Consider the following 8,375-nt stretch of genomic DNA (forward strand, 5'->3'; position numbering starts at 1 on the left):
GCCCGGTTCGCTGATCAGGGCCGGAGCACGAGGGTGTCGGTCGTGGAAGCGTCCACCGCGTCGGACGTGAAGGCCCACGGCGTCAGCTCGGCCTTCTGCCACGACTCCACCTGATCGATGTAGTTCGTGTGGAAGGCGTGGCCGCTCTGGCCGGTGAGCTGGTTCCAGCGCGACGCGTCGAAGTCCGACAGGTCGACGATCATGCGCATCGACGGCACGGTGACGGTCGCGAAGCTCGAGCCGAGGTCCCAGCCGGTCGCGTTCACCACCGACGAGCCGCCGCCCACCGGGAACGGGCCGCGGTTGAACAGCCACTCGATCGGGGCGATCCCCGACGTGCCGAAGGAGTCGTTCACGAGCGGCAGCGCGTGCAGGCTGCCCCAGTTCCAGCGCGAGGGGTTGTCGCCCTGCTCGTCGACGAGGCGCTCGTACGCGTCGATCGCCGCGCGCTTGAGAGTGTCGGCCATGCCGTCCACGCCCAGCTCGTCGTTGGTCCACCACGGCGACGCCTCGTCGTCGAAGAGGGAATCCAGCACCAGGAAGAGCCGGCCCTGGCCGCTCAGCGGCGCAGGGTTCTCGCGGCCGTCGACGAAGACGTTCTCGGCAAGGGTGTCCCACAGCACGTTCGCGTACGCCGCTGCCGCAGAATCCGCCTCGTTCTGGGCATCCCACTCCTGCAGCAGCGCGAGCGCGGCATCGGTCTCGTCGTCGCCCGTGGTGATCTCGGCGTACGCGGCCGTCAGGCGCATGCCGATGAACGAGTAGTCGTCGGCGAGGATCGCGTTGAGGTCGTCGGCGGTCACCGGGCCCTTCGCGATCGCGCGCTGGATGAGCTCGTCGATGCGGGCGGCGCGCCAGCCGTAGTCCCAGTCGGTCGTGAGGGGGTGGCTGTAGTCCTGCCCGACGATCGCGTTGTTCGCGGTGACGATGTAGCCCTCGGTCGGGTTGTACGACACCGGCAGCTCCTCGAACGGGATGAATCCCTGCCACGCGTACGTCGAGTCCCAGCCGGGCTGCGGCATCGAGCCGTCGCCGGCGCCGCGGATCGGCAGCTTGCCGGGCGTCTGGTAGCCGATGTTGCCGTCGACGTCGGCGTAGATGAGGTTCTGCGCCGGGACGTCGAACAGGGCCGCGGCACCGCGGAAGTCGTCGAAGTCCTTCGCGGTGTTGAGCGCGAAGATGGCGGATGCCGTGGTCCCAGGCTGCAGCGCGGTCCAGCGCAGGCTCACCGCGTACTCGCCGTCCGGCGCGTCGGCCGGCGCGGTCACCGTTCCGTCGGTGCCGGTGAACGGGTCGTCGGCGATCGCCGTGAAGTCGTCGGTCAGGCCCGACACGATCGGCCCGTTGGCCGTCGCGCGCACCTCGAGGCTGACATCGTCGCCGCCGGCGACCTTGAACGTCTCGGTGTGCGTCTCGAGCGGCACCAGCGCGCCGTCGTACCGGTAGGAGTCGCCCTCGATCTTCTCGAGGTACAGGTCGGTGACGTCGGTCGTCAGGTTCGTGAAGCCCCACGCGACCCGCGCGTTGTGACCGATGATGACGCCCGGCAGGCCCGAGAACGAGAAGCCTGCGACGTCGAACGGGCAGTCGTCATCGACGGTGGAGCACTTGAGCTGGATCTGGTGCCACACGCTCGGCAGCGACGCTCCGAGGTGCGGGTCGTTCGAGAGCAGGGGCATGCCGGTGTCGGTGACGCTGCCCGAGAGCACCCACGAGTTCGAGCCGATGCCCTCGCCGGCGTCGCCCACCAGCTCGCCCACGGCCGCGATCACGCCGTCGACCTCGGTCCACTCGATCGCGGCGGTCGCGGCATCCGTCTCTCCCGCCGCATCACCGCCGTCGCCCTCACCCTCGCCCGAGTCGGCGCCCTCGGTCTCGCCCGAGCCCTCCTCGGCGTCGGGGGCGGTGCCGACAGCGGGCACCGTCGAGATCTTGGGGACGATCACGGGGTTGCGGTCGAAGGGATAGCCCGGGTAGAGCTGGTCGATCTCCGCCTCGGTGAAGTCCGGGGCGATGACGGCGCGCTCGGTCTCGCTCTCGATGTTGCTGCGGAGGTCCCAGGCCATCGCCTTCAGCCATGCGACCGAGTCGGCGGGCGTCCACGGCTCGATCTCGTAGTCGGCGTTCTGGAGGCCCAGCACGGCGTACTCGAACGACGCGTCGGCGCCCTGGTTGTCGGCCAGGTAGGCGTTCACGCCGTCGGCGTACGCCTCGTAGTACGCGCGCTCGGTCTCGTCGAGCGCGTCGACCTCCTGCTGGGCGATGTCGTGCCAGCCGAGCGTGCGGAGGAATTGGTCGGTGCCGAGCTGCGACTCGCCGAACAGCTCCGACAGTCGCCCGCTCGTGACGTGCCGGCGGAAGTCCATCTCCCAGAAGCGGTCCTGCGCATGGACGTAGCCCTGCGCGAAGAACAGGTCACCCGGCGAGTCGGCCGTGATGGTCGGGATGCCGAGCGCGTCGCGCTGCACCGTCACCTCGGCGTCGAGCCCGCTCGCCTTCACCTCGCCGCTCAGCTGCGGGAACGAGCGCTGCACGGTCCACGTCACGAAGCCGACCGCGACGAGGGCGAGCACGACGACGACCGCCAGGATGCTGAACAGGGCGATGCCGATCTTCCGCCCCACGGATCGACGCGGCGCGGTGTCATCGACGGCGTAGGGCGAGGGCTGGGGCTTCGGCATTGAAGGGCTTTCCGGGCTGGGGTGGGGGAGACGCGGTGCCGGGCACCGCGGAACTCGGTGCCGCGCCGTTCGGGTCGCACGCACACCTTTCCGCATCGTAACCCCGACGCCCGCCCGCGACCGAATCGTCTCAGCTTTTCGCCGCACGATCGGCCCCTTGTCACGGACGTGAGCCGCTGTCAGACTCGTCCCGTCACTGGCCGATCTCAACTGGGGAGAGATCCATATGTCCATGTCCACGCGCGTTCAGCGCCGTGCGGCTGCCGTCGCAGCCGCCGTTTCCTTCACCGCGGTCGTCGCGCTCGGGAGCGCCGCACCCGCCTTCGCGTCGCATCCGGCAGACGGCACCCACCGGGTGGCGTACTGTCACGCGACGCACAGCGAGAAGAATCCGTACGTCTACATCGAGACCGACAAGCTCGCCGTCGTGCGCGCGCACGAGAAGCACCAGGATGACGAAGACATCATCCCCGCCTTCTGGTACGAGCGTCACGGCGAGGTGCTGTGGTTCCCGGGCAACGGCGACGCGTCGCAGATCGGCGACGGCACCTGCGACGGGGGCGGCGTCGGCTGATCTGCCTTGACGAGACGGATGCCGCGGGTCGCGGCATCCGTCTCTCCGGCGTGCTCGCTACCCGATGACGCTGGGCTGCAGGTCGCGCAGCGTGCGGAAGTGGGTCATGCGGGTGACGCCGATCGCGGCGATCGCCCCCGCGCCCACGAGCCACACGCCGAGGACGGCCAGGTCGAGCCACACCCGGTCGGCGCTGCCGCCGTACATCACCTGGCGCATGGCGTCGACGACGTAGCCCATCGGCAGTACGTGGTGCAGTGCCGCGAGGGGCGCGGGCAGGGTCTGCCACGGGAAGGTGCCGCCGGCGGTCACGAGCTGCAGCACCATCAGCACGAGGCCGAGGAACTGCCCGACCGAGCCGAGCCAGACGTTGAGGGCGAGCACGATCGCGGCGTACGTGGCGCTCGCGAGGAGCAGGATGCCGAGCGTCGCGAGCGGGTGTGCGAACGAGAACCCGAGCGCGAGCGCGAGCACGCCGAACAGTCCGAGCATCTGCACGCCGCCGAGGAGCGCCGGGGTCGCCCATCCCGCAAAGGTGATGCGGATCGGCGAGTGCAGCGCCGTCACGGCGCGCTTCGACACCGGCTTGACGATGAGGAACAGCGCGTAGATGCCGATCCAGCCGGCGAGGGCGGCGAAGAAGGGGGCGAGGCCGGCCCCGTAGTTCTGCGCCTGCGTGAGCGACGACCGCTCGATCGCGACGGGTGCGGCCAGGGTGTCGGCCTGGGCCTGGCGGGTCGCGGCGTCGTACGACGGAAGCTGCGCGGCCCCGTCGGCGAGCCCGTCGCGGAGCTGCCCGGCGCCGTCCTCGAGCTGCACGAGCCCGCTGTCGAGAGTCCCGGCGCCGTCGCGGAGCTGCGCGGCGCCGTCGGCGGCGGTCGCCGATCCCGTCGCGAGCGTCGAGGCGCCCGCGGCGACGGTCGCCGCCCCCGCCGACACCTGCTGCGCGCCGTCGTTCAGCCGATCCACCTGCGCGACCGCGCCCTGCACGCGGTCGTCGACCGCGGTGAGCCGCTCACCGACCGGGTCGAGGGTGGCGAGCACCTCATCGATCTGCGCCTGGTCCACGCCGGCGGCGGCGAGCTTCGCCGCGATGTCGTCGCGCACGCCGGGGAGCGTCGACAGGGCTTCTGCGGAGGCCGCACCGATGCGGTCGGCGATCGCGTCGAGCTGCGCGGTGCCGTCGGCCACCTGGGCGGCGCCGCCCGAGACCTGTCCGGCTCCGTCGGCGAGCTGGGCGGCACCGTCGCGCAGCGACGCGGTGCCGTCGGCGAGGCGGGTCGCGCCTTCGGAGAGCTGCGACGCCCCGGCGCCCGCCTCGGTGAGACCGTCTGCCAGCTGCGAGGCGCCGGTGGCGGCATCCGTCAGCTGGATCCTGATCGTGTCGAGGGCGTCGAGCATCGTGAGGCCCGCCTCGGCGACCACCTTGTTTGTGATCGTTGTCTGGATGCGCTCGACCGCCTGCGTGCCGATCGTCGAGGCGAGGTAGTTGTTGGCGTCGCTGGTGTGCAGGACGATGTCGGCGGCGTGCGGGTCGCCGGTCGTGAGGGAGGCGACGGATGCCGTGAAGTCGGGCGGAACCTCGATCGCGAAGTCGTAGGTGCCGTCGTCGAGGCCGGCATCGGCCACTTCGGCGGTGGCGAGGCGCCAGTCGAACGAGCCGTCCTCGATGAGTTCCTGTGCGACCTCGTCGCCGAGGTTGCGGTCGACCCCGTTGAGCTGCGCGCCGGTGTCGGCGACGACGAGTGCGGCCGGCACCTGGTCGAGCTGGCCGTACGGGTCGCGGTTGGCCCAGAGGTAGAGGCCGCCGTAGAGGATCGGCACCGCCATCAGCGCGATGAGCGCGATGAGCGACATGCGGGTGGACGTGAGGCGCCGGAGCTCGGCGAGGATCATCTGGGGGACCTTCATGGCCGGTCCCCTCTCGTCGGCGCGGTGAGCCGGCGCAGCCGAAGTCGCCCACCCCAACCGGTCGTTGAGCGAGCGAGGAACGAGCGAGACGAAACGCGGCGTTCGTGCGACACGGTCTGAGGCGTTTCGTCTCGCTTCGCTCGCTCAACGGCCGGAGTAAGAGGTGCGCTCACCGCCACCGGGGCCGAGGCCTGGCCCGCGATCACGAGCACCGCGAGACCGCGCGCGGCGAGGTGCTCGGCAACCGCCCACCAGGCAGCGGGCTCGCCGCCGTGGCGGTCGGGCGACACGAGCACGAGGCCCTCCACCCCGCGGCGCAGCACCGCGAGCTCGCACAGGGCGCGCACGCGGTCGGCGGGGTCGACATTCGAGACGGGGAGGCCGGCGACGCCGTCGAGTCCGTGCTCGGAGAGCCAGCGTCGCACCGCGAGCGGGTCGGACCGGCGGCCCGCGAACATCAGCTCCTCGGCGGCCACTCCGGCAAGGGTGACGTTCGGCTCGGGCTCGGACACATCGGGGGCGTCCACGAGCGCGACCCGGCGACGCAGGCGGGCGCTGTCGCGGCGGCCGTCGAGCGTGACCCGGCCGGTGTCGGGTCGCATCCGCCCCGAGGCGAGCAGGCCGAGCACCGTCGGTCGCTGGGCGGTCTCGGCGACCGCGAGCGTGACGCGTCCGCTCTCGAACGCGGTCGAGGTGAGGGGCAGGGCGTGCTCGCGGCGGCCCTTGCCGACCGCGTCGAGCTCCACCCTCACGAGCGGGCGGCTTCGGCCCGGGCGGCGTCGTCGGCGTCGTTGTCGGCGGTGGTGTCGTCGTCGGTACCGTCGGCCGGCGGGGCCAGGATCTCGGGGTGCTCGGCGAGCACCTCCGCCGCTTCTCGCCAGGAGAGACCCGCGATGCTGAGCACCGACCGCACCGCGAGCGAGCGGGCCGCGGGCGACGACGCGTCGATGCGCGTGATCACGGTGCGCGCCGTCTCTTCGACGAGGCGCGCGAGGGTGGGAGCGGCGACATCGGTGCGCAGCAGGTCGGCGTCCTGGCCCTCGCGGACGATGCGCACGACGGTGCGGCGGAGGGGCGCGAGAGCGGTGGCCGTCTCGTCGAGGTGCGCCTCGTCGAGGGCGATGGCGGCGAGCACCTGGACGTGGACCGCCTCGTTCCACAGCGTCGCGGCGAGGCGTGCGAGCGCCACGCGGGCGTCGGCGTCGTCGATCGCGGCGGCCACCGCGTTGAACCGCTCGGCGCCCTTGGCGACGAGTTCGCGGACGAGTGCGTCGCGGTCGTCGAAGTGGCCGTACAGCGCGCGGCGGGAGAGCCCCGCCTGCCGCGCGATCGCGTCCACGGAGGCGCGCGGGTCGTGCGCCAGCGCCACGTACGCGGCGGCGAGGATGCCGGCGCGGTTCTCGAGGGCGTCGCGGCGCGGACGGCGTGCCGCGTCAGTCGAGGAGGTCATGCCTCCAGGCTAGGTAACTTGCACAAGTGTGTGCAAGTTAGTGCGCTGGCTCACAGCAGAGGCTCAGGTCTGCGGCGGGGTGGTGCGTTTCGTCTCGCTCGTTCCTCGCTCGCTCAACGGCCGGTGAACCTGACTCAGTCGGTTCCCAGGTCGAACGCGGACGCCTCGTTCGCGGCATCCGTCGCCTCCGCCAGCTCTTCCTGCGCGGCGCTGGCCTGCTCGGCGTGCTCCGTGATCTCGCCGGCCTCGCCCTGCGTGAGGTGGCCCACGAGCTCGCCGGTCGCACCGCCGATGAGGCCCTTCGAGGCGTAGTACTCGAGGCGCACGCGCGAGTCGGCGATGTCGAGGTTGCGCATGGTGAGCTGGCCGATGCGGTCGGTGGGGCCGAACGCGGCGTCGCCGACGCGCTCCATCGAGAGCTTGTCGGGGTGGTACGACAGGCGCGGGGCGGTGGTGTCGAGGATCGTGTAGTCCTCGCCCCGGCGCAGGCGCAGGGTCACCGAGCCGGTGATGGTCGAGCCCACCCACTTCTGGATCGACTCGCGCAGCATGAGGGACTGCGGCTCGAGCCAGCGACCCTCGTACATGAGGCGGCCGAGGCGACGACCCTGCTCGTGGTACGTCGCGAGGGTGTCTTCGTTGAGGATGCCGTTGACCAGGCGCTCGTACGCGGTGAACAGCAGCGCCATGCCCGGCGCCTCGTAGATGCCGCGCGACTTCGCCTCGATGATGCGGTTCTCGATCTGGTCGCTCATGCCGAGCCCGTGGCGGCCGCCGATGCGGTTGGCCTCGAAGACGAGCTCGACCGGGTCGGCGAACTCGACACCGTTGAGGGCGACCGGCCGGCCCGCCTCGAAGGTGACGGTGACGTCTTCGGTCTCGATCTCGACGGCCGGGTCCCAGAAGCGCACACCCATGATGGGCTCGACGATCTCGAGCGACACGTCGAGGTGCTCGAGGGTCTTCGCCTCGTGCGTCGCACCCCAGATGTTCGCGTCGGTCGAGTACGCCTTCTCCGCGGAGTCGCGGTAGGGGAAGCCGTGCTCGACGAGCCACTCGCTCATCTCCTGGCGGCCGCCGAGCTCGGTGACGAAGTCGGCGTCGAGCCACGGCTTGTAGATCCGCAGCGCCGGGTTGGCGAGCAGGCCGTAGCGGTAGAACCGCTCGATGTCGTTGCCCTTGTAGGTGGAGCCGTCGCCCCAGATGTCGACGCCGTCCTCCTTCATCGCGCGGACGAGGAGCGTGCCGGTGACGGCGCGGCCGATGGGCGTGGTGTTGAAGTAGGTGCGGCCGCCCGAGCGGATGTGGAACGCGCCGCACGCGAGGGCGCCGAAGCCCTCTTCGACGAGTGCGGGCTTGCAGTCCACGAGGCGCGAGACCTCGGCGCCGTACTCGAGCGCGCGGCTCGGGATCGCGTCGATGTCGTCCTCGTCGGGCTGGCCGAGGTCGCCGGTGTAGGTGCAGGGGATGGCCCCCTTGTCGCGCATCCACGCGACCGCAACGGAGGTGTCAAGTCCTCCCGAGAAGGCGATGCCGACGCGCTCGCCGACGGGCAGGGACTGGAGGACCTTCGACATGACTCCCAGTTTAGTGAGCGGCATCCGGATGCCTCGTCCCCGCGTCGCGCGACCGCACGCTGTCGTCCCGCCGCGAGTCACAGGATTCACTTCCGCCACATCACGCCTGTAGAAACGGCTTGTGACCTGGACCTAGGCTGGCCGATACGTGTGCTCGGGGTTTTAGGCGGTTTTCGGGGGTC

General features: G+C 71.1%; 6 protein-coding genes. 1 reads left to right on the top strand and 5 read right to left on the bottom strand.

The features are described from left to right. Positions 1 to 14: 14 nt before the first annotated feature. On the bottom strand, positions 15 to 2,681 hold the full coding sequence (locus IM770_RS09490) for a penicillin acylase family protein (RefSeq protein WP_203580886.1): 2,667 nt from the start codon (positions 2,679 to 2,681) through the stop codon (positions 15 to 17). A 232-nt stretch (positions 2,682 to 2,913) separates the two neighbouring features. Between IM770_RS09490 and IM770_RS09495 the strand changes: the two genes are divergently transcribed. After that, positions 2,914 to 3,255 (top strand): hypothetical protein, encoded by a 342-nt coding sequence (locus IM770_RS09495; RefSeq protein ID WP_203580887.1) that lies wholly within the window; start codon positions 2,914 to 2,916, stop codon positions 3,253 to 3,255. A 57-nt stretch (positions 3,256 to 3,312) separates the two neighbouring features. On the opposite strand, the gene IM770_RS09500 is transcribed toward IM770_RS09495, so the two are convergent. From IM770_RS09500 to argG, 4 genes are all read right to left on the bottom strand, one after another. After that, entirely contained in the window at positions 3,313 to 5,166 is a 1,854-nt protein-coding gene (locus IM770_RS09500) for a YhgE/Pip domain-containing protein (RefSeq protein WP_203580888.1), read from the bottom strand. After that, positions 5,163 to 5,918, bottom strand: a complete 756-nt coding sequence (locus IM770_RS09505; protein WP_307785421.1) for a hypothetical protein — start codon at positions 5,916 to 5,918, stop codon at positions 5,163 to 5,165. The genes IM770_RS09500 and IM770_RS09505 overlap by 4 nt, the downstream gene beginning before the upstream one ends. Next, positions 5,915 to 6,616, bottom strand: coding sequence for a TetR/AcrR family transcriptional regulator (locus IM770_RS09510; protein WP_203580889.1), 702 nt, complete (start codon positions 6,614 to 6,616; stop codon positions 5,915 to 5,917). Before IM770_RS09510 ends, IM770_RS09505 begins: the two co-directional genes overlap by 4 nt. Positions 6,617 to 6,750: 134 nt before the next feature. Next, positions 6,751 to 8,193: an argininosuccinate synthase gene (gene argG, locus IM770_RS09515; protein ID WP_203580890.1), complete on the bottom strand. Its 1,443-nt coding sequence runs from the start codon at positions 8,191 to 8,193 to the stop codon at positions 6,751 to 6,753. Between the last annotated feature and the right edge of the window lie 182 nt (positions 8,194 to 8,375).

Source organism: Microbacterium hibisci, assembly GCF_015278255.1.
Taxonomy (GTDB): domain Bacteria; phylum Actinomycetota; class Actinomycetes; order Actinomycetales; family Microbacteriaceae; genus Microbacterium; species Microbacterium hibisci.

Coding starts and splice junctions, on each gene's coding strand:
- IM770_RS09500 (WP_203580888.1), bottom strand. CDS start 5,166: ATGAAGGTCCCCCAGATGATCCTCGCCGAGCTCCGGCGCCTCACGTCC.
- IM770_RS09495 (WP_203580887.1), top strand. CDS start 2,914: ATGTCCACGCGCGTTCAGCGCCGTGCGGCTGCCGTCGCAGCCGCCGTT.
- IM770_RS09510 (WP_203580889.1), bottom strand. CDS start 6,616: ATGACCTCCTCGACTGACGCGGCACGCCGTCCGCGCCGCGACGCCCTC.
- argG (WP_203580890.1), bottom strand. CDS start 8,193: ATGTCGAAGGTCCTCCAGTCCCTGCCCGTCGGCGAGCGCGTCGGCATC.
- IM770_RS09490 (WP_203580886.1), bottom strand. CDS start 2,681: ATGCCGAAGCCCCAGCCCTCGCCCTACGCCGTCGATGACACCGCGCCG.